Source organism: Parabacteroides sp. KHUB-01 (assembly GCF_056640935.1).
The window spans coordinates 1,950,706-1,971,129 of record NZ_CM153256.1 but is presented as its reverse complement, the minus strand read 5'-3'; the positions used below and the strand labels follow the sequence as shown (position 1 = coordinate 1,971,129).

Annotated in this window: 14 protein-coding genes; 9 read left to right on the top strand and 5 right to left on the bottom strand. The window is 38.7% G+C overall.

Annotated elements, in window-relative coordinates; all coding sequences use genetic code 11:
* Positions 1-108 precede the first annotated feature (108 nt).
* Positions 109-1,758: a fumarate hydratase gene (locus ACYIAR_RS08690; protein ID WP_480328873.1), complete on the top strand. Its 1,650-nt coding sequence runs from the start codon at positions 109-111 to the stop codon at positions 1,756-1,758.
* 402 nt (positions 1,759-2,160) lie between these two features.
* Here the strand turns inward: ACYIAR_RS08690 and ACYIAR_RS08685 are convergent, their stop codons facing one another.
* The gene (locus ACYIAR_RS08685; protein ID WP_480328871.1) at positions 2,161-3,051 is read right to left on the bottom strand and encodes an EamA family transporter; all 891 of its coding nucleotides are present in this window, start codon (positions 3,049-3,051) and stop codon (positions 2,161-2,163) included.
* Between the two features lie 283 nt (positions 3,052-3,334).
* Between ACYIAR_RS08685 and ACYIAR_RS08680 the strand changes: the two genes are divergently transcribed.
* The 4 genes from ACYIAR_RS08680 (at position 3,335) to ACYIAR_RS08665 (ending at position 8,483) form a co-directional block, all read left to right on the top strand.
* Positions 3,335-5,539: a sodium-translocating pyrophosphatase gene (locus ACYIAR_RS08680; protein WP_480328869.1), complete on the top strand. Its 2,205-nt coding sequence runs from the start codon at positions 3,335-3,337 to the stop codon at positions 5,537-5,539.
* A gap of 207 nt (positions 5,540-5,746) precedes the next feature.
* Positions 5,747-6,016: a 30S ribosomal protein S15 gene (gene rpsO / locus ACYIAR_RS08675; RefSeq protein ID WP_480328867.1), complete on the top strand. Its 270-nt coding sequence runs from the start codon at positions 5,747-5,749 to the stop codon at positions 6,014-6,016.
* Positions 6,017-6,215: 199 nt separating this feature from the next.
* The gene (locus tag ACYIAR_RS08670; protein ID WP_480328865.1) at positions 6,216-6,800 is read left to right on the top strand and encodes a helix-turn-helix domain-containing protein; all 585 of its coding nucleotides are present in this window, start codon (positions 6,216-6,218) and stop codon (positions 6,798-6,800) included.
* 27 nt (positions 6,801-6,827) lie between these two features.
* Positions 6,828-8,483 (top strand): AMP-binding protein, encoded by a 1,656-nt coding sequence (locus ACYIAR_RS08665; RefSeq protein WP_480328863.1) that lies wholly within the window; start codon positions 6,828-6,830, stop codon positions 8,481-8,483.
* A 183-nt stretch (positions 8,484-8,666) separates the two neighbouring features.
* Here the strand turns inward: ACYIAR_RS08665 and pnp are convergent, their stop codons facing one another.
* On the bottom strand, positions 8,667-10,874 hold the full coding sequence (pnp, locus tag ACYIAR_RS08660; RefSeq protein WP_480328861.1) for a polyribonucleotide nucleotidyltransferase: 2,208 nt from the start codon (positions 10,872-10,874) through the stop codon (positions 8,667-8,669).
* 225 nt (positions 10,875-11,099) lie between these two features.
* On the opposite strand from pnp, the gene ACYIAR_RS08655 reads away from it, so the two are divergent.
* The 3 genes from ACYIAR_RS08655 to ACYIAR_RS08645 all read left to right on the top strand — a co-directional run bounded on the left by ACYIAR_RS08655 (position 11,100) and on the right by ACYIAR_RS08645 (position 13,320).
* Positions 11,100-12,254: a redoxin domain-containing protein gene (locus tag ACYIAR_RS08655; RefSeq protein ID WP_480328859.1), complete on the top strand. Its 1,155-nt coding sequence runs from the start codon at positions 11,100-11,102 to the stop codon at positions 12,252-12,254.
* Between the two features lie 185 nt (positions 12,255-12,439).
* The gene (greA, locus tag ACYIAR_RS08650; RefSeq protein ID WP_480328857.1) at positions 12,440-12,910 is read left to right on the top strand and encodes a transcription elongation factor GreA; all 471 of its coding nucleotides are present in this window, start codon (positions 12,440-12,442) and stop codon (positions 12,908-12,910) included.
* Between the two features lie 14 nt (positions 12,911-12,924).
* On the top strand, positions 12,925-13,320 hold the full coding sequence (locus ACYIAR_RS08645) for an HIT family protein (RefSeq protein WP_480328855.1): 396 nt from the start codon (positions 12,925-12,927) through the stop codon (positions 13,318-13,320).
* Between the two features lie 393 nt (positions 13,321-13,713).
* On the opposite strand, the gene ACYIAR_RS08640 is transcribed toward ACYIAR_RS08645, so the two are convergent.
* The 3 genes from ACYIAR_RS08640 to ACYIAR_RS08630 all read right to left on the bottom strand — a co-directional run bounded on the left by ACYIAR_RS08640 (position 13,714) and on the right by ACYIAR_RS08630 (position 17,944).
* Complete coding sequence (locus ACYIAR_RS08640) at positions 13,714-15,084, bottom strand: MATE family efflux transporter (RefSeq protein WP_480328853.1); 1,371 nt, start codon at positions 15,082-15,084, stop codon at positions 13,714-13,716.
* Positions 15,085-15,322: 238 nt separating this feature from the next.
* Positions 15,323-16,684, bottom strand: coding sequence for a TrpB-like pyridoxal phosphate-dependent enzyme (locus tag ACYIAR_RS08635; protein ID WP_480328851.1), 1,362 nt, complete (start codon positions 16,682-16,684; stop codon positions 15,323-15,325).
* A 249-nt stretch (positions 16,685-16,933) separates the two neighbouring features.
* Positions 16,934-17,944: an aspartate-semialdehyde dehydrogenase gene (locus ACYIAR_RS08630; protein ID WP_480328849.1), complete on the bottom strand. Its 1,011-nt coding sequence runs from the start codon at positions 17,942-17,944 to the stop codon at positions 16,934-16,936.
* A 113-nt stretch (positions 17,945-18,057) separates the two neighbouring features.
* On the opposite strand from ACYIAR_RS08630, the gene ACYIAR_RS08625 reads away from it, so the two are divergent.
* Positions 18,058-20,412 (top strand): lamin tail domain-containing protein, encoded by a 2,355-nt coding sequence (locus ACYIAR_RS08625; protein WP_480328847.1) that lies wholly within the window; start codon positions 18,058-18,060, stop codon positions 20,410-20,412.
* The last annotated feature ends 12 nt before the right edge of the window (positions 20,413-20,424 follow it).

The following is a 20,424-nucleotide window of genomic DNA, read 5'->3' as shown; positions in this document are numbered from 1 at the left end:
ATATTGATTTCCCATTTTTTTTATGTCTATCTCAGCTTTTTTCGTTAAGTTTGCCATGAAAATAGCATTGTATTTAAACCAATAATATATCATAAAAATATAAAGAATATGGCAACACCTTCATTCAAGTATCAGCCGATGTTCGAACACGGACATGATACAACTGAGTATTATTTGCTTACAAAAGACTATGTGTCTGTTTCTGAATTCGAAGGAAAACCAATCCTGAAGATCGCAAAAGAAGGTCTTACAGCGATGGCAAATGCGGCTTTCCGTGATGTTTCTTTCATGCTTCGCCGTTCTCACAATGAGCAGGTAGCAAAAATCCTTAGCGATCCGGAAGCTAGCGACAATGATAAATATGTAGCTTTGACTTTCTTGCGCAATGCTGAAGTTGCAAGCAAAGGTTTGCTTCCTTTCTGCCAGGATACTGGTACTGCAATTATTCACGGTGAAAAAGGTCAGCAGGTTTGGACTGGATATTGCGATGAAGAAGCTTTGTCAGAAGGTGTTTTCAAAACATATACTGAAGAAAATCTTCGCTATTCACAGAACGCTCCGTTGACAATGTATGAAGAAGTCAACACTAAATGTAACTTGCCTGCTCAGATTGACATCGAAGCAACTGAAGGTATGGAATATAACTTCCTTTGCGTAACTAAAGGTGGTGGTTCTGCTAACAAAACATATTTGTATCAGGAAACAAAAGCTATCCTTAATCCTGCAACTTTGGTTCCTTTCTTGGTTGAAAAGATGAAAACTCTTGGAACTGCAGCTTGTCCTCCTTATCATATTGCTTTCGTTATTGGTGGTACTTCTGCTGAAAAGAACTTGTTGACAGTTAAGTTGGCTTCAACTCGCTTCTATGATAATTTGCCTACAACAGGTAATGAAGGTGGACGTGCTTTCCGTGATATCGAATTGGAAAAACAAGTTCTTGAAGAAGCTCACAAGATTGGTTTGGGTGCACAGTTCGGTGGTAAATATTATGCTCATGACGTACGTATCATCCGTTTGCCTCGTCACGGTGCTTCTTGTCCTGTAGGTTTGGGCGTTTCTTGCTCTGCAGACCGTAACATCCGTTGTAAGATTAACAAGGATGGTATTTGGATTGAAAAACTTGATTCAAATCCAGGTGAATTGATTCCTGAAGAATTGCGCAAGGCAGGTGAAGGCAATGCTGTTAAGATTGACTTGAATCGTCCGATGAATGAAATCCTTGCAGAATTGGATAAATATCCTGTTGCAACACGTTTGTCTTTGAACGGAACAATCATTGTTGGCCGTGATATCGCTCACGCAAAATTGAAAGAACGTTTGGATCGTGGTGAAGACTTACCACAGTATATCAAGGATCATCCTATTTATTATGCTGGTCCTGCTAAGACTCCTGCTGGAATGGCTTGTGGTTCTATGGGCCCGACAACTGCAGGTCGTATGGACCCGTATGTTGATTTGTTCCAGAGCCACGGCGGTAGCATGATTATGTTGGCAAAAGGTAACCGTAGCCAGCAGGTAACAGATGCTTGTAAGAAACACGGTGGTTTCTATTTGGGTTCAATTGGTGGTCCTGCTGCTATTTTGGCTCAGAACAATATCAAGAGCATTGAATGCGTTGAATATCCGGAATTGGGAATGGAAGCAATCTGGAAAATTGAAGTTGAAGACTTCCCTGCATTTATCCTTGTAGATAATAAGGGTAACGACTTCTTCAAGCAGATTCAGTCTCGTTGCTCAGATTGCAAATTGCAGAAATAATTTGTAATTTAAGTTTCGTATATTTTAGAGTGACTTGAATATAAAAGGCACAAAGCCACAGAGTTAAAATAAATTCTCTGAGCTTTGTGCCTTTCTGTTTTTTATGCTGAAAATACATCCGAATGTAATTCGGATTACTTCCGTATATATTTCAATTTACATCCGTATATATTTCCACATACATACGGATGCATTTTCATGAACATATATATAGTTTATTTATTAAAAACAATAGTGTGAAAATATGTTCTTAAATCACATGATATCTCTGGATATTAATATTATACAGGAGTTGTGAAACTTGTAAAAACAAAACACCTGTTATTCCCCTGAAAATATTTGACATTTCGAACGAAACAAAGGGTATTTCAGAGAAAACATCGGCATGTTTTTCTCCTGAATTTATCTTTTCGTTTTTGCAATCATAAATGTAATAGCAGCAACCGAAAGCAGAATACCGACTATGATATTTGTAGTCAGAGGTTCACCGAATACTACAGTACCGATAAGGATTGCAGTAACCGGTTCGAACACTCCTAAAACCGAAGCCTTTGTTGCTCCGATATTTCGTGTAGCAATAGCTAGAGTGGCAGTTGAAACAATAGTTGGAAGTATTGCGAGACCTATTAAATTAAGCCATGCCATATTCCCTGTCAATCCATTGGTTATTCCCGTGTCAGAAATCATTATTTTACCCATAAAAATAATTGCACCAACACTAAGAGCATAAAATGTAAGAAGAGTATTTGATATGTCTTTGATAATTTTACTTCGGTTAATAATCACTATGAACAAAGCATAAACTAAGGCTGAACCTAATGACAGAATAACGCCTGTTGGATTTATTGCCTGAGAAGAATCGCCCTGTGTCATGATTACAACTCCTACGAAAGTCAGGAAAATGGATAACCATACTGGCCATGAAGGAACAACACGGAGAAATACCATTATAATTGCAACGAGGACAGGATATAGAAATATTAGAGTTGTAGCTAGTCCCGACGCTATATAGTTATATGCTTCAAACAGGAAAATACTACTTGAAGTATAAAGCATTCCGAGAATAAGCAGAACTACAGCCTGTTTCCACGAAATTTTGAAGCTTTGTCTGCTAAGTAATAAGAATCCGCCTAAAAATAATACAGCTATAGCATATCGGAAAAATAGGATAGACTCAACTGAAGCTCCATTTTTCATTAAAGGAACACCAAATAAAGGGTTTAGTCCATAAGTAATACCGGTAATTATTCCCGCGGGATAACCGATAATTGCATTTTTACTAAGAGTTTTCATATTTGTTTTTTATTTAAATTTCAAATGTCGTTCAACTGTTTGCATTGAAATTTCAATGCTTTATAACATTGCTTGTTTATTATAATACTTTTGGGGGCACAAAATTACTGAGATTTATTGTTAGGTATGTGTGTTTGATAAATAATTTGTTTTGCAAACAAGGAAATATAGGTGTTAATCTCGTTTCTTTTTTAGTTTATTTTACGTGATTTTTGAATGTTATTCTATTATTATACTTAACTTTAGGGAGAATCAGAGCTATCCATTTTAAATCTATTACTATATGGTGACAAGTATTTTTTGGATTATTCCGGCAGCATCAGTTCTCGCATTGCTGTTTGCCTGGTATTTTTTCAGGCAAATGAAGAAAGAGAGCGAAGGGACAGAAACGATGATTCGTATTGCTTCGCACGTGCGTAAAGGAGCAATGTCTTATCTGAAGCAACAATACAAGGTTGTTGGTTATGTCTTTATGGTTTTGGTTGTTCTGTTCGCATTTATGGCTTATGTGCTGAATGTTCAGAACGAATGGGTTCCTATAGCCTTCCTTACGGGAGGATTTTTCTCCGGGCTTGCGGGCTTCCTTGGAATGAAGACTGCAACTTATGCTTCTGCTCGAACGGCAAATGCCGCGCGCCACTCATTGAACAAGGGGCTTCAAATAGCATTTCGCAGTGGAGCTGTGATGGGGCTTGTTGTTGTAGGGCTCGGGCTTCTTGATATTTCTTTCTGGTATATATTACTGAATGCAGTTCTTCCTGTAGACGCTCTGAATCCTACCAGTAAACTTACACTTATAACAACAACTATGCTTACTTTTGGAATGGGTGCATCTACTCAAGCCTTGTTTGCCCGTGTTGGTGGCGGTATTTATACCAAAGCTGCTGATGTTGGGGCGGATTTGGTAGGTAAAGTTGAGGTTGGCATTCCGGAAGATGACCCTCGCAATCCAGCTACTATTGCGGATAATGTAGGAGATAATGTTGGTGATGTGGCAGGAATGGGAGCAGACTTATATGAATCATATTGCGGTTCTATATTGGCAACAGCAGCTCTTGGAGCTGCGGCTTATGTTTCTTCCGGTGATGTAGGAATGCAGTATAAGGCGGTTGTTGCTCCTATGCTTATAGCGGCCGTGGGAATTGTCCTTTCAATAATAGGAATATTTGCTATCCGTACGAAAGAAGATGCAGATATCAGTCAGTTGTTGAAGTCGTTAGCTGTTGGAACAAATCTTAGTTCTATCCTGATAGCGATTGCTTCTTTCGCTGTATTGTATTTCCTTCAGTTGGAAAACTGGTTCTGGATAAGCTGTTCGGTTGTGGTTGGTCTGTTGGTTGGAATAATTATAGGACAGGCAACTGAGTATTATACTTCTCAATCTTATAAACCTACGCAAAAGGTGTCAGAATCAGGACTTACCGGACCTGCAACTGTGATTATTTCCGGTCTTGGTGTTGGAATGTTGTCAACTGCTGTTCCTGTTTTGGCTGTTGTTGTAGGTATTATTGCATCATTCCTGTTTGCCTCAGGCTTTGACTTTGATAATGTAGGTATGGGGCTTTATGGAATAGGTATTGCTGCAGTAGGAATGTTGTCCACTCTTGGTATAACTCTGGCTACGGATGCTTATGGTCCTATAGCAGATAATGCTGGAGGTAATGCAGAGATGTCAGGATTAGGCGCTGAAGTGCGTCGTAGAACTGATGCTCTGGATTCATTAGGAAATACCACTGCAGCAACCGGTAAAGGTTTTGCTATCGGTTCAGCTGCTCTTACCGGATTAGCTTTATTGGCATCTTATATTGAGGAAATAAAGATAGGACTTCTTCGCCTTGGTGAATCATTCCTGAATTTTGCTGACGGACGGACAATAGAAATATCAAAAGCTTCGTTTTCCGACTTTATGATATATTATGATGTAACACTTATGAATCCAAAGGTTCTGGCTGGAATGTTCATTGGTGCGATGATGTCGTTCGTGTTTTGCGGGTTGACAATGAATGCTGTTGGCCGTGCTGCAGGACATATGGTGGAAGAGGTGAGAAGACAGTTCCGGGAAATTCCTGGAATATTGGCTGGAAAGTCTGAACCGGATTATGCTAGATGCGTTGAAATATCAACAAAAGGAGCGCAGCGAGAGATGATTTTCCCGTCAGTATTGGCGATTGTGGCACCTATGCTTACTGGTATAGTTCTTGGTGTGTCAGGTGTTATAGGTCTTCTTATTGGAGGATTGAGTACTGGATTTGTGCTAGCCATATTTATGGCTAATGCAGGAGGTGCTTGGGATAATGCTAAGAAACATATCGAAGAAGGTAACCACGGAGGAAAAGGAAGTGATGCTCATAAAGCAACAGTTGTTGGTGATACTGTAGGCGATCCGTTTAAAGATACTTCAGGTCCAAGTCTTAATATACTTATCAAATTGATGAGTATGGTTGCTATTGTTATGGCTGGTCTGACAGTAGCCTGGAGTTTATTCTGATTGAAATTAAGTTTCTGTTGGTTGGCAAGGGCATTTTGATATGAAATATCTGTTTATTTGCCCTTGTCAACTTTGATTTCTGCTACATAGGCAAATAATATGATGAAATAAAATAAATTAGTGTTGTATGTTTGTGTATAATAAAATAATTACTACCTTTGCAACCGCTTAGATAACATAGTATTAATTTATTAAAGTATTAGAATCATGTATTTGGATTCAGCAAAGAAAAAAGAAATTTTCGAAAAGTATGGTAAGTCTGCAGCTAACACAGGTTCAGCAGAAAGCCAGATTGCATTGTTTACTTTCCGTATTGCTCACTTGACAGAGCACTTGAAAGCAAACCACAAAGACTACAGCACTGAAAGAGCATTGAAGATGTTGGTAGGTAAACGTCGTCGTTTGTTGGATTATCTAATCAAAGTTGATATCGAACGTTACCGTGCGATCATCAAAGAATTAGGTATCAGAAAATAAGAAACAACTTCGTTTTGCGAAGAAGAAAAGGCGATTCTCATACAAAGAGAATTGCCTTTTTGTTTATATATGCATTGCTGTTTGATAAAACAGTGCTATATATGGATATGTTTGCAAATTTATTTGTTTTAGTCTTATTTTTGTATTAGTTTTGCATTATTAGTGTTAGAAAAGTATTAATCTAAAAGTTTTAATATTCATGGGAAACAATAAAGTGATCGGAGAAAAGATCAAGAATATTCGTGAAACAAAACAAATAACAATAGAAGAAATGTCTCAACGTTCAAACTTATCAGTAGATCAGATTGAACGTATAGAAAATAATATAGATTTCCCTTCTTTGGCTCCGCTGATAAAGATAGCAAGAGTTTTGGGCGTAAGATTGGGAACATTCCTTGATGATCAGTCAGAGTTGGGACCTGTTGTTCATCGAAAGGGTGATTCAAATGAATCAAATGGTATAGATTTTACCAACAACGCTTCTGCTGGAAGAAAGCATATGGAATATCATGCGTTGTCGCAGGATAAATCAGGCAGACATGTGGAACCGTTCCTGATAGATGTTGCTCCATCAACGGCTAACGATTTGTTTGCCCTTTCATCTCACGAAGGTGAAGAGTTTATTTATGTAATGAAAGGCGTTGTTGAAATCAGTTACGGAAAAACACAATATATATTGGAAGAAGGAGACAGTATTTATTATGATTCAATAGTTCCGCATCATGTTCACGCTGCTGCCGATGAAGCTGCTCAAATCTTGGGCGTTGTATATACTCCTTATTAATAATCTTTCAATATCATAATAGAATATATGTTACAATTGCAAGATAAAACTCTGGGGCAGTGGCTTGAGTATTGGGCTGAAACTACTCCGGATAAAGAATATTTGGTCTATTCAGACCGTGACTTGAGATTTACGTGGAAACAGTTCAACGAACGTGTTGACAGAATGGCAAAAGGTATGCTTGCCTTAGGTATTACGCATGGAACTCATATTGGAGTTTGGGCAACCAATGTGCCAGATTGGTTGACTTTCCTTTTTGCCGGAGCTAAAATCGGAGCTGTTTTGGTTACAATAAATACCAACTATAAGCAAAGCGAGCTGGAATATCTGGTTGAGAATGCTGATATACACACAATGTGTATAACAGACGGAGTATTTGATGGAAGCTATATTGATATGATGTATACAATGCTTCCCGAGCTGAAGACTTCGCAGCGTGGATATCTCAAAAGCGAACGCTTCCCAATGCTTAAGAATGTTGTGTATATCGGACAGGAGAAATACCGTGGAATGTATAATACTCCTGAATTATTACTTCTTGGAGAGAATATTGATGATAGCACATTGGATGAGGCTAAGAAGAAGGTCGATTGCCATGATGTTGTAAATATGCAATATACTTCCGGTACAACAGGTTTCCCTAAAGGTGTGATGCTTACTCATCATAATATCACCAACAATGGTTATTTTACCGGCGAAGGTATGGGATTTACATCAGAAGATAAGTTGTGCTGTTGCGTTCCATTATTCCATTGCTTCGGTGTTGTTCTGGCTTCAATGAATGTTCTTACACATGGCTGTACACAGGTGATGGTTGAGAAGTTTGACCCACTTGTAGTTCTGGCTTCCGTGCATAAAGAGCGATGCACAGCGTTGTATGGTGTGCCTACAATGTTTATAGCTGAACTTAATCATCCGATGTTCGATATGTTCGATTTGACATCTCTTCGTACAGGAATTATGGCAGGAGCATTATGCCCTATCGAACTGATGCGTGCAGTTACAGATAAGATGCATATTACGCATATCACAAGTGTATATGGTTTGACTGAATCTTCTCCTGGTATGACACATTCTGTACTTACTGATTCATTTGAGGCTCGTTGTACAACAGTTGGTAAAGAATATCCGTTCACTGAAGTGAAAGTTCTTAATCCTGAAACTGGCGAGGAATGTGCAATTGGAGAACAGGGTGAAATGTGCTGCCGCGGATATCTGGTAATGAAAGGTTATTACAAAAACCAGAAAGCAACAGATGAAGCAATTGATGAAAATGGTTTCCTTCATAGTGGCGACTTGGGTGTTAAGGATGAAGATGGATATTACCGTATAACCGGACGAATAAAAGATATGATTATCCGTGGCGGTGAAAACATTTATCCTCGTGAACTTGAGGAATTCCTTTATCATCTTCCAGGCGTGAAAGATGTTCAGGTTGCAGCTGTACCTTCAAAGAAATATGGAGAGGAAGTAGGTGCATTCATTATATTGCATGAAGGTGCTTCTTTGACTGAAGATGAGGTTCGTGATTTCTGCCGTGGAAAAATTGCCAGACATAAGATACCAAAGTATATATTCTTTGTAGACTCGTATCCTATGACAGGAAGTGGAAAGATTCAGAAATTCAAATTGAAGGATTTAAGCCTTCAGTTGTTAGCAGAAAAAGGGATAACAGTTATATAATAGAGAATGAGTTGACAAGGGAAGAAGTTTACATGCCTTTTTAGATATTGTTATCCTTGTCAACTTTTGTTGATGAAAAAGTCAAGGGCTGTATCGGTAGATTATCGATACAGCCCTTGTTGTATAAAGAACTGATGTTTCATGATGTGAAGTATGAAACTTCAGTAAATAAGAAATCGGATATTATTCGCGACGTGGAGCTCTGTTAGGTCTTTCTTGTCTGCGTTCTCCTCTGTCTCCTCTTGGAGCTCTTTCAGGACGTTCTTCGTATCCTTCTGGTTTCGGGATAAGAACTTTATGAGACAATTTGAATTTACCAGTCTTCTGGTCAATGTCAACAAGTTTAACTGTGATTGTATCACCTTCTTTCAAACCTGCCTGTTCAACAGTTTCCAAACGTTTCCAGTCTATTTCAGAAATATGCAATAATCCGTCTTTGCCAGGCATGAATTCAACGAATGCACCATAAGGCATGATTGAAGAAATCTTACCTTCGTAAACTTCTCCAACTTCAGGAACTGCAACAATGCTCTTGATTGCACGGATTGCGCTGTCAATAGTTTCTTTGTTGTTACCAGAGATTTCGATTCTTCCTGCACCGTCAATTTCTTCAATTGTGATAACAGCGCCAGTTTTTTCCTGAATTCCCTGAATGATTTTACCGCCCGGGCCGATAACTGCACCAATGAATTCTTTACCAATTGTCATTGTTTCGATTCGTGGAGCATGAGGCTTCAATTCGCTTCTTGTTTCAGGCTGAGCTTCCATAATCTTGTCAAGGATATACATACGTCCTTCACGAGCTTGAGCCAAAGCATTCTCAAGAATTTCGTAAGAAAGGCCGTCAACCTTGATATCCATCTGAGTTGCAGTGATACCATCTCTAGTACCTGTTACCTTGAAGTCCATATCACCCAAGTGGTCTTCGTCACCAAGGATATCAGAAAGGATAGCATAGTTAGTACCATGATTTTCTGAGATAAGACCCATCGCAATACCAGAAACCGGTTTCTTCATTGGAACACCTGCATCTCTAAGAGCCAAAGTTCCGGCACAAACTGTTGCCATTGATGATGAACCGTTTGATTCAAGAATGTCTGACATTACTCTGACAACGTATGGATAATCTTCTGGAATCATACGTTTCAAAGCACGCCAAGCCAAGTGTCCGTGACCAATTTCACGACGACCAACACCACGCTGAGCTTTTGCTTCGCCAGTTGAGAATGGAGGGAAATTATAATGTAATAAGAAACGTTCTTTGTCATGAACAAGAACATCGTCAATAATCTTTTCGTCAGCTTTAGTACCCAATGTCACTGTTGACAATGACTGAGTTTCACCACGAGTAAAGATTGCTGAACCGTGAGGTCCTGGCAAATAGTCTGTTTCAATCCAGATAGGACGGATCTGAGTTGTCTTACGTCCGTCCAGACGTTTGCCTTCGTCAAGGATAGCACGGCGCATAGCTTCTTTCTCAACATCGTGATAGTAGCGGTCGATCATGCCAACCTTTTCTTCAGTCAAATCTTCTTCTGTGAACTGAGCTTTATATTCTTCAACGATAGCTTCGAATGCTTCTGCACGTTGGTGTTTGTCTGTACCGGAAACAGCAACAGCATAAGCTTTAGCATAGCATTTGTCGTGAACATCCTTACGAAGTTCGTCATCATTTACTTCGTGGCAATATTCACGTTTAACAGTTTTGCCGCATGCTTCCATAAGTTCCATCTGAGCCTGGCACTGAACCTTGATTGCTTCGTGAGCAACCTTGATAGCATCAAGCATTTCAGATTCCTGAACTTCGTTCATTTCACCTTCAACCATCATGATATTGTCGATAGTAGCACCTACCATGATGTCTATGTCGGCATTTTCTAATTGCTCGAAAGTTGGGTTAACGATAAATTCTCCGTTAACACGTGCAACTCGCACTTCCGAAATCGGACCATTGAATGGAATGTCGGAAACAGCAAGGGCAGCAGATGCTGCTAGACCGGCCAAAGAGTCTGGCATATCAACACCGTCAGCAGAGAAAAGTATGATATTTACATAAACTTCAGCATGATAGTTATCCGGGAACAATGGACGCAGAGCTCTGTCAACCAAACGGGCTGTCAAGATTTCGTAATCAGAAGCCTTTCCTTCTCTTTTGGTAAAACCTCCCGGGAAACGGCCAAATGCAGAGAACTTTTCTTTGTATTCAACCTGTAGTGGCATAAAGTCAACACCGGGATTTGCATCTTTAGCGGCACAAACAGTTGCAAGCAGAACAGTATTGCCCATACGAACAGTTACTGCACCGTCTGCTTGCTTAGCCAATTTCCCGGTTTCGATGGTGATGGTTCTTCCATCGCCTAACTCGATCGTCTTGTTAATTGGATTAAGCATAATCTTCTTTCTTATTTTTCTTCAATCTATAAAATTGTTGCAAAGTTAGTGAAAGTTTATCTGTAAACACATGAAAATGAAAAATAAATCATTCAATTAAGCCTATTTTTCCTAAAAAAATAAATAAGAAACAGGTATTCTTTAGTGTCTGTTTGTAAAATAATGTATATTTGCAGCAAATTAATAATAAAAAGATTACGATAATAACTGAAGTTTTATTTCCAGATGAACAAGATTTCTAAAATTCTGACAGCGCTTTTTTCTCTTTCCTTACTGCTTGCAGGATGTCAGAAAGAACAGAAGTTTAAGGTTGAGGGTGTGATTTCCGATGCGGAAGATATGGTTCTGTATCTTGAGAATATAGGGATTTCTTCTGTTGAAACTTTGGACTCGGTGAAATTAAACAGAACCGGTAAATTCCATTTCTCACAGCTTCGTCCTGAATATCCTGATTTCTATCGTTTGAGATTAAAGAACCAGCTGATTAATTTCGCTGTTGATTCAACTGAGACTGTGATGATTGAGGCTGACGCAAATACTTTTGCCACATCCTACAAAATCGAAGGTTCAGAGAACAATAAAGCCATCAAAACTATAACATTGGCTCAGCTTGATGCCAATCAGGCTATTTCAAAGTTGAAGAAAGAATATAATGAAAAGCAGATAGCTGATACTACAATGGCAAATCAGGTGGATCGTATATTCAAGGAATATAAGAATACAGCTCTGAAATACATCTATTCGGCTCCAATGTCAACTGTTGCCTATTATGCTTTGTTCCAGCAGATTGATGGAATGCTTTTGTTCGATTTGTATGATAAGACTGACTCAAGAGCTTATGGTGCCGTTGCTACTAGCTATGACCATTTCTATCCGGAAAGTCCGCGAGCAGCTCATTTGCATAACCTTGCATTGCAGTCAATAAAGGTTATAAGAAGCCAGCGACCTATTAATCTTGATAATGTGGAAACAACAGAGATAAGTTATATGGATGTATCTCTTCCCGATGAGAATGGCAATATCGTCAAATTATCAGATGTGGCGCGTGAAAGCGTGACTATTGTCAATTTCACTGCATATCAGGCAGAATGGTCACCTTCTCTAAATATGGAGTTTGGCAGATTATATTCCGAATACTCTTCAAAAGGATTGAAGATTTATCAGATTTCGCTTGATGCAGATTTGCACTTCTGGAGAAATGCTGCTTCAAATCTCCCTTGGAATTGCGTTCGCGACCTGGAAACAGTTTATTCAAAAGTCGCTTCATTATATAATGTAAAACAGTTGCCTGCTATTTTCCTATTGGACAGAAAAGGCAATCTGGTGAAAAGGGTTGAGGATTTAAGAACATTGGAAAAAGAAATAAAAGGATTGCTTTAAGCTATATTCCATAATATGTGTTTTAAAGCAGAAAACATAGTTTCTGCATTAATTTGTTTATATTAAAAACTTCGTTTATATTTGCGAAGTACACAAGGTATATAAGAGTTCCGGCCATAATTATGGTCGGGATTCTTTTTTTATTGTAAAATAATTAATCAAATAAAATATAGGAGGATATTATTATGGCTGTTAGTTATATGACAGAGGAAGGCTACAACAAAATATTAGCCGAAATTAACTATTTGGAAACTGTGAAACGTCCGGAAATCTCAGCTCAGATTGCAGAAGCCAGAGATAAAGGCGACTTGTCTGAAAATGCCGAATACGATGCTGCAAAAGAAGCTCAGGGCATTATGGAAGCAAAATTGGCTCAGTTGAAAGGTCTGATTGCCAACGCTCGCCTTATCGACGAATCACGTGTTCAGACTGACGAAGTTCAGATTTTGAACAAAGTAAAAATCAAGAATACAAAAAACAATGCCGTAATGACATATACATTGGTTTCAGATTCTGAAGCTAATCTGAAGGAAGGAAAAATCGCAGTAAGCACTCCTATTGCCCAAGGTCTTATGGGTAAAAAGGTTGGCGATGTTGTTGAAATCAAAGTTCCTTCTGGAATTATGACATTTGAAATTATGGATATTTCAATTTAAAGGAGGTTTATTATATGGCATCAATTTTTAGCAGAATTGTGGCTGGCGAGATTCCTTGCCACAAGGTCGCAGAGAATGATGAATTCTTTGCATTCCTGGATATTAATCCTGTTGCCGTAGGTCATACTTTGGTTATTCCAAAGCAGGAGATTGACTATATTTTTGATATCGACGACGACGTTTTAGGACGTATGATGGCTTTCGCAAAACAAGTTGCCAAAGCTCAGAAAGCTGCTATCGACTGTAAGCGTGTAGGTATTGCAGTGATGGGGCTGGAAGTTCCTCACGCACATATTCATTTGATTCCAATCAAGAAAGAATCTGATATGTATTTTGGAGGTGATAAGCTTTCTCTTTCTTCAGAAGAACTAGCAGGCATTGCTGAAAGCATCAGAAAAGAATTCAAATAAAGTTTGATACTGACTTTTTAGTGTTACCAATATTTTAGGGCTTAAGGATTTGACTAGCAATATGGCAATCCTTAAGCCCTTTTCTTTTCCATATCTACCTTTATAGTAATATATTTTGCTTTAATACAGACTTTGTAAAGCCCAAAACTGTAATTATACTTCCTTTAATAACGAATAATAGTTTGATTCAATATATAAAAAAGACAGATTGGATATTATAAAAATATCGGCTCACCTAGGTGGTTCAATCAATTCACCTAGGTGAGCCAATCAATCCACCTAGGTGAGCCGATTGAACCACCTAGGTGAATCGAAAAAAAGAATTAGATTTTAGTCATTAGTTTTAACTATGAAAACAAGATATCAATTAATAGTTCCAATCTTATTTCTTATTTATATGGAAGATATTTTGTATTTGAGTTTCTCCTTGTTTAGGAAGATTCTGGTAATTATAATCGTTGCCAGTGTCAAAGCTTCAGCCATCGGCACTGCAAGCCATATTCCTTCGTTTCCGAAAAATTGAGGCAGAACGAGGAAGCATAAGTTTATGAAAATAAAACCACGCATAATGGTTATGAATGTTGCGGTTTTGTCCTGTTCCAGACTCTGATAATAGCCGATACATACAAGGTTAGCACCGAAAAATGCATAACCCGACGCGAACAACGGCATTCCTTTGACAGCTATATTATATGCAGGATATTGACTGTCAATGAAAAGACCTACTATTTCGTGACTGAAAATATATGTCAGAACAAATGTTATACTTCCAAAGACAACAGCTGTTGAAAGAGCAAGAATAAACGCTGATTTAACTCGGTCGGAACGCTCAATTCCATAGTTGTAACTTAATATCGGCTGAGCGGATTGTGCTATTGCATTATATGCCATGAATATAATAGGAAAGAAATAGCATGCGATACTGTATGCCGCAACGCCGTCTTCTCCTAAATGACGGATAAATACGTAATTGCCCGTAAACATCATGATAGCTATAGCAGCTTCGCACAGGAAAGACGAAATTCCGAGTTTACAGATATAGATGCTGTTTCTAGCCAGAACTTTCATATTTGACAGACATTTGAGCAGTGGATAGAAATGTACGGTTCTTTTCTTGTCATACAAATAATACAGAATCATTGCCGCGCCAATGATATAACCAAGGCTTGTGGCAAGAGCTGCGCCAAAAAGTCCCCAATCTAATTCAAATATAAAAACATAATCCAGGATAATATTCAGAATAGCCGGAATGACATTACATATCATTGCATAATTAGGCGAACCGTCGAGGCGGACATAAAACATTCCGGCATTAAGTATTGAACTGAACACAAAGAATGGCAGGAACCACTGCATATATTCACGGGCTAGAGGCAAAAGCCTTTCGGAACTGCCTAGACCGACAGCCAGTTTGTCGATGAAGCAAAAACTTATTCCCGACAGAAGAATTATGGAAAACGACATTACAAACATAGCTTGTGTTATGTTCACTCTTGCTGCGTCGGTTTTCTTTTGTGCCAAATATACCGATGCAACAACAGATGCTCCGATTCCGAACATCAATGCTATGCCGGTATTAACCATGAATAATGGAGCTGTAATATTAACTGCGGCCAGAGCATCACTTCCTATTCCTTTTCCCACAAATATACCATCAGTGATAATGAAAACAGCAGAAAACACCATTCCCAAAATAGTAGGAAGCAATAGCTTGCGAAACAAAGTGGAGACTTTCATTGTCCCGAAATCAATCTTTTTGTCCATCTTTTGATTATCAGTATTTAATTTTTTAGAAACGCTGGCAAAAGTAAGACTCTTTGAACGGATAAAGATTAACAAATGGTAATTTCGGAGTATACGGAAAAATAAAGGGAGAGATTAGTGCGGAAGGTTTTGTCGGTAATAAATTATGAAACAAAAAACACTGTGAATAGAGAGATTACAAGCATCATATCAATATAATCTCCGTATTCGCAGTGTTTCTGTGTTGTATTATTTAGAATCAGATAATCTTTTCCAATTCGCTGATGTTTCGTGCAACTTCTTCGTCTGTTACTTCATAGTTACGTAAATCACCTGAAATATACATATCATAAGCAGCCATATCAATCAATCCGTGACCAGAAAGGTTGAACAGAATTGTGCGTGGCTTACCTTCGATTTTTGCCTGTTCAGCTTCTCTGATTGCTGCAGCAATAGCGTGTGAAGATTCCGGAGCTGGGATAATGCCTTCAGCTTGAGCAAACAAAGTGGCAGCTTTGAATGTTTCCAACTGCTGAATATCTACAGCGCTCATCAGGTCTTCTTTCAATAGCTGACTTACGATAGAGCCAGCACCATGATAACGCAAACCACCAGCATGGATATTAGCCGGAGCAAAATTATGTCCGAGTGTGAACATAGGAATAAGCGGAGTATAACCGGCTTCGTCTCCAAAGTCATACTGGAATTGTCCGCGAGTCAATTTAGGACATGATGCAGGTTCAGCAGCTACAATACGTATTTCTTTACCTTCGTTAAGCTTATGACGCAAGAATGGGAATGTAATACCTGAGAAGTTTGAACCACCGCCGAAGCAACCGATAACTACATCAGGATATTCGCCAGCCATTTCCATCTGCTTTTCAGCTTCAAGTCCGATAACAGTCTGGTGAAGCATAACATGGTTCATCACACTACCAAGAGTGTATTTGCAGTTTGGTGTCTGCATAGCCAGTTCTACAGCTTCAGAAATAGCCGTACCAAGACTTCCCTGATAGTTTGGAGTGTCAGTCAGGATTTTTCTTCCTGCCTTTGTACTCATACTAGGAGAAGCAATAACCTGAGCTCCGAAAGTCTGCATTATAGAACGGCGATAAGGTTTCTGATGATAACTTACTTTCACCATATATACAGCCAGTTCCAGACCGAAAGCCTTTGCAGCGTATGACAAAGCTGCACCCCATTGTCCTGCACCAGTTTCAGTAGTAATGTTTGTTACTCCTTCCTGTTTGCAATAGTAAGCCTGAGCAATAGCCGAGTTAAGTTTGTGTGAGCCTATAGGGCTGACACTTTCGTTCTTGAAATATATATGAGCCGGAGTGTCTAATGCTTTTTCCAATCCGTAAGCGCGTACAAGAGGAGTTGGTCGCCAAACCTTATATAAATCTCTAACCTCTTCAGGAATTTCAATCCATGCATCAGTAGTATTCATCTCCTGATGTGCAGCAGCTTTTGAGAACAAAGGATATAAGTCTTCTTCCTTCATCGGCTGCTTTGTCTTAGGGTTAAGCATTGGCATTGGCTTGTTCTTCATGTCAGCCACTATATTATACCAAGCAGTTGGTATGTCTTTTTCTTCTAATAAGAACTTTTTTGTACTCATGATGTAGCTTTGTTAACAATTTGAAATTAAAAACTGTAATTATCTTACCGGATAATGGGCAAAAGTAAGTAATAAATTTACATTTATCAAATAATGGGTTTGCTTTTCTTTGAATTATTCAAGTCTGTTAATAATGATAACCGTATAAAAACAACACAGCCCACAAACCGAAAGGTAAGTGGGCTGCAGTTTTAGTTTCTTCCGATTCCTTGCAGTCACTGCAAAGAAAATGTTCTTTCGAAACTTCTATTATTTAATATTTCCAACCTTAACCAAATATTCTGCAATCTGAACAGCATTCAAAGCGGCACCTTTCTTAATCTGGTCGCTTACAGTCCAGAATGTCAAACCGTTTGGATTTGAAATGTCTTTGCGGATACGGCCAACGTAAACAGGATCGTGGTCAGCAACGAACAAAGGCATTGGGTATTCTTTGTTTTCAGGATTATCCTGAAGAATAATACCTTCAGCTTCTGCGAATGCTTTGCGAGCTTCTTCAACGCTTACCGGACGTTCTGTTTCAATCCAAGTAGATTCGCTGTGTGCACGCATAACAGGAACACGTACGCAAGTTGCGCTCACCTCGATATCTGAGTGCATGATTTTGCGTGTTTCGTTATACATCTTCATTTCCTCTTTTGTATATCCGTTTTCAGTGAAAACATCTACGTGAGGAATCAAGTTGTATGCAAGCTGGTATGCAAATTTCTCAACAGTTGGTTCTTCACCGTTGATTAGCTGTTCATACTGTTTTTTCAGTTCTGCCATAGCAGTTGCACCAGCACCACTTGCAGCCTGATATGTAGAAACGTGAACACGTTTGATATGCGAAATGTTTTCGATAGCCTTCAATGCAACAACCATCTGGATAGTTGTACAGTTAGGGTTTGCGATAATTCCACGAGGACGATCCAATGCATCTTCCGGATTTACTTCAGGAACAACCAATGGAACATCGTTGTCCATACGGAAAGCGCTAGAGTTGTCGATCATCACTGTTCCGAATTTAGTGATTGTTTCGGCAAATTTCTTTGAAGTACCGGCTCCAGCAGAAACAAAGGCAACATCAATACCCTTGAAATCGTCATTTTCTTTTAATTCCTTGACAGTATACTGTTTACCACGGAATGTATATTCAGATCCTGCACTGCGAGATGAACCAAAAAGAACCAGCTCATCAATTGGGAAATTTCTCTGGTCAAGCACACGAAGGAATTCTTGTCCAACGGCTCCGCTTACTCCAACAATAGCTACTTTCATTTTTTAGCGATTATTTAAATTAAAACAATAATATTATTATCTTTGCTTTGTGTAGTATTTGCATACTCAAATTCGCTGCAAAGATAGTATTTTTCACTTAAAACCATATAACTATGAAACAAATTGTTTTTATTTTAGCCTTATTACTTCCTATTTGTGGCTTTGCGCAGTTTTCGGATGATTTCTCAAACTCGGATTTGAATCAGAATTGGAAAGGAAATATCAGTAAGTTTTCTATAAAAGACGGTCAGTTATGGCTTGATGCAGAACCTGGAAAAGCGGGAATTGCTTCGATATACCATGAATATATTGTGTCTCCAACTATGGAATGGACTTTTGATGTTCTTTTGGATGTAAATCCGAGCAGTCAGAACAAGGTGGTTATTTATCCCTGTTATAATCCGGAAAATGATGATTATATATATCTTAATGTTGGAGCCAGCAAGAATGCTGACTTAGATTTGTTTCGTAAAGGTGGCATTTCAATTCTTGACAACAAGCCTAGAGAACTACTTTATTCGGACTTCCCATGTGTTGTTCATATAAAACTTACTCTTGAGAATGGGGAAAAATGGACTTTGTATTCTTCGTTGGACGGTATGGAATATACGAAAGAAGGCGAGGGTATTTATGATGTGGCTAATCCGGACAATAATGTTCTTTTCCATATTCAGATGGAATATACAAAGACAAGATATAATTCTTTTGGCATTGATAATGTAAGAATTTCTGATACAATATCTGATACTCCGCTTGAACCTGAAGATTCAGAAGAAGATAACGTGGAAAAGCCTGTTTTGGAAGAAATATATTTTGTTACCTCTTCCAGATTACTGTTTGAATTCAATAAGGAAATCGATTATTCCAACGCTATTGTCACTATGTCGGAAATAGGACCGGCTACGAGATTTAACTATAATCAGGAGGCTATAGATAACAATGAAGTGATTGTATCATTTGCGTCAGACTTTGAAATGAACAAAGAATATGAATTGCATATTGAAGGTTTTAAGGATTTGGATGGGAACGTCGTTCCTGCTTCGGATGAAATTCTTTGTTTTCTAGATGAAGAAGATGATGGTAGCGAAGAAGATGATGAAACAACTACTGATGAAACGGAAGATAATATTCCTGATGATGCTGTGCATATAACTGAGATAATGGCAGACCCGAAAGGCTCAATTATGCCTGAAACAGAATATGTGGAATTATATAATTCTTATGACAGAACAATTTCTTTGAAAAACTGGAATCTTGTTTACCGCAATGATGTTTATACTGATTTGAGCAGTGTTGTTATTCCTTCGGAATCGTATGTGATTTTGTATCGTGAAGGAGATGAAATGAAAGAAGAACTTCTGAATTGTTCATTTGCTTTGCAGGATTTTCCTGCTAATTTGGCTAATACCGGACAGAATATTCAGTTGCTTAACTCGTCGGGCACGGTTGTTGATAATGTAGATTATCCAAAGGCAACGCCCGGAGTTTCGTGGGAAAAAGGAGAAAAAGGATGGGCATTGTCGACCGATAAGAATGGAGGAACGCCCGGAACACGCAATTCATCTCCTTCGCCCGAAGAAGAGGAAGAAGAACCTGAGGACGGAGATAAAGACGAAGAAAACAATGAGCCTTCTCCAACCCTGATTTCCGAAGGCGATATAATAATAAATGAACTTCTGCCGAATCCTTTGACTGGAGGAAGTGAATATGTTGAATTATATAACCGCTCCGGAAAATCTCTTCCCATTTCCGGACTTGCTTTGTCAACAAGAAAGTCTGACGGAGAGTTAAGAACAGTGTACCGGCTGAACTCTTTGGATATAACTCTTGGCTCGGATGAATTCATTGTTCTTACTTCGGATGCAGAAGGAGTTACAGATAATTATTATACTCCGGACGAGAATCTGATTCATGAAATTAAAATGCCTGTTCTGTCGAACGATGGAGCTACACTTGTGTTGTATAACGCTTCGGATTCAAGTGTAGTTGACGAAGTTTCGTATGATGACAAATGGCATTCGGCAATGGTGAAAGATGAGAAAGGCGTTTCGCTGGAACGCATAAATCCTGATGGACCAAGCAGCGATTCGGAAAACTGGACTTCGGCTTCCGAAGACTCCGGATACGGAACTCCAGGATATTTGAACTCGCAATATTTAAAGGAAAAAGACGATGATGAGCCTCTTGGAATTGAGAAGCCTGTTTATTCACCTGCCGATGGATTATACACTATTTCTTATGAATTAGATAAGACAGGTTATATGGCAAATGTTTATATTTATGATATTTCCGGCAGATTGCTTGATTCGCCTTTTGTAAAGTATTCTGTCGGGACAAGTGGTGTTTTGCAATGGAATGGATTTGTTGGCGGACGGAAACCAGATTCGGGAGTTTATGTGATGTTTGTGGAAATATATCATCCTGAAGGTGATGTTCACAGAAAGAAATGTGCGTTTCTGATACGATGACAAATTAAAAAA

What these genes read in the sequence shown, in the direction of transcription:
- ACYIAR_RS08640 (WP_480328853.1), bottom strand. Translation starts at nt 15,084, where the DNA reads ATGGACAAAAAGATTGATTTCGGGACAATGAAAGTCTCCACTTTGTTT.
- greA (WP_480328857.1), top strand. Translation starts at nt 12,440, where the DNA reads ATGGCTGTTAGTTATATGACAGAGGAAGGCTACAACAAAATATTAGCC.
- ACYIAR_RS08645 (WP_480328855.1), top strand. Translation starts at nt 12,925, where the DNA reads ATGGCATCAATTTTTAGCAGAATTGTGGCTGGCGAGATTCCTTGCCAC.
- ACYIAR_RS08635 (WP_480328851.1), bottom strand. Translation starts at nt 16,684, where the DNA reads ATGAGTACAAAAAAGTTCTTATTAGAAGAAAAAGACATACCAACTGCT.
- pnp (WP_480328861.1), bottom strand. Translation starts at nt 10,874, where the DNA reads ATGCTTAATCCAATTAACAAGACGATCGAGTTAGGCGATGGAAGAACC.
- ACYIAR_RS08655 (WP_480328859.1), top strand. Translation starts at nt 11,100, where the DNA reads ATGAACAAGATTTCTAAAATTCTGACAGCGCTTTTTTCTCTTTCCTTA.
- ACYIAR_RS08680 (WP_480328869.1), top strand. Translation starts at nt 3,335, where the DNA reads ATGGTGACAAGTATTTTTTGGATTATTCCGGCAGCATCAGTTCTCGCA.
- ACYIAR_RS08665 (WP_480328863.1), top strand. Translation starts at nt 6,828, where the DNA reads ATGTTACAATTGCAAGATAAAACTCTGGGGCAGTGGCTTGAGTATTGG.
- rpsO (WP_480328867.1), top strand. Translation starts at nt 5,747, where the DNA reads ATGTATTTGGATTCAGCAAAGAAAAAAGAAATTTTCGAAAAGTATGGT.
- ACYIAR_RS08670 (WP_480328865.1), top strand. Translation starts at nt 6,216, where the DNA reads ATGGGAAACAATAAAGTGATCGGAGAAAAGATCAAGAATATTCGTGAA.
- ACYIAR_RS08625 (WP_480328847.1), top strand. Translation starts at nt 18,058, where the DNA reads ATGAAACAAATTGTTTTTATTTTAGCCTTATTACTTCCTATTTGTGGC.
- ACYIAR_RS08690 (WP_480328873.1), top strand. Translation starts at nt 109, where the DNA reads ATGGCAACACCTTCATTCAAGTATCAGCCGATGTTCGAACACGGACAT.
- ACYIAR_RS08685 (WP_480328871.1), bottom strand. Translation starts at nt 3,051, where the DNA reads ATGAAAACTCTTAGTAAAAATGCAATTATCGGTTATCCCGCGGGAATA.
- ACYIAR_RS08630 (WP_480328849.1), bottom strand. Translation starts at nt 17,944, where the DNA reads ATGAAAGTAGCTATTGTTGGAGTAAGCGGAGCCGTTGGACAAGAATTC.